The sequence below is a fragment of the Pseudoflavonifractor sp. 524-17 genome, assembly GCF_009935845.1.
In the GTDB taxonomy this organism is placed as follows: Bacteria; Bacillota; Clostridia; order Oscillospirales; family Oscillospiraceae; genus Pseudoflavonifractor_A.
The window spans coordinates 1-1,010 of sequence record NZ_QWEK01000133.1; the positions used below are offsets into that span (position 1 = coordinate 1).

The 1,010-nt window shown below is 47.7% G+C and carries 2 protein-coding genes; both read right to left on the minus strand.

Translation table 11 applies throughout. The features are described from left to right. The coding region (locus D1159_RS18960) for an IS3 family transposase (protein ID WP_161847130.1) at window positions 1–659 on the minus strand (659 nt) is incomplete at its 3' end. Between the two features lie 8 nt (window positions 660–667). Next, the coding region (locus D1159_RS18965; RefSeq protein WP_161847129.1) for a helix-turn-helix domain-containing protein at window positions 668–1,010 on the minus strand (343 nt) is incomplete at its 5' end.

The following is a 1,010-nucleotide window of genomic DNA, read 5'->3' on the forward strand; positions in this document are numbered from 1 at the left end:
AAGTTTTCAATCACGGCATTGTCCAGACAGTTGCCTTTTCGGCTCATGCTCTGGAGGATTCCCTTTTTCTTGAGCATAGCTTGGTACTGTTTATGCTGGTATTGCCAACCCTGATCGGAGTGAAGGATGAGTTTTGTTCCGTCCGGTATCGTTTCAAATGCTTTGTCCAGCATGGAGATAACCATGTTGAGAACTGGCCTGTCTGAGATTGTGCAGCTGACCAGATCGCTGCTGTACAGGTCAAGGATGGGAGACAGGTATAGTTTCTCTCCAAACAAGCTGAACTCTGTGACATCGGTGACCCACTTCTGGTTTGGTTTTTCAGCATGGAAGTCCCGTTTGAGCAGGTTCGGCGCAATTTTCCCGGTTTCTCCCTTGTAAGAGCGATATTTTTTTATCCGAACACGACAAACCAGCCCCAACTCTTTCATCAAGCGGCGAACGGTTTTGTGGTTCAAATGGATGCCACGCCTATCCAGCTCTATTGTAATCCGCCGGCAGCCGTATCGTCCCTTGTTTTCGTGGTATATGGCTGTAATTTCTGCCTGTTCCATTTCATACTTATCTGGACCATTCATTTGTTTCAAATGATAGTAGAATGTTGCCCGGGGCAGTTGAGCGATTGAAAGTAGAATTTCCAGTTTGTGTTTTTGCCTCAGTTCTTGAACTACCTGCGTTTTTTGCGCTGGCGTCGCTCGTCTTCCAAAACCAAGGCTTGCAAGTTTTTTAGGTAGTCATTTTCCGCCCGCAGCCGCTGCACCTCCGCTAATAAGTCCTCTTCCAATGCCTTTGGCAGTTTCCGGGGCTGCCCGGTGCTCCTGCGTCCTCGCCGCTCCAGCGCAAAGCCTTCCGGCCCTTCCTCCAGATAGATTCTCTCCCATGCCGCAATTCGTTTATCATCTGTCCCAAATCTACGGGCTGTTTCTTTGTAGCTTAATTTTTCCTGCAGCATAGTTTCTATGACCTTTTTCTTGAACTCTGGTGTATACCGTTTGTTTGCTACTCCTTTT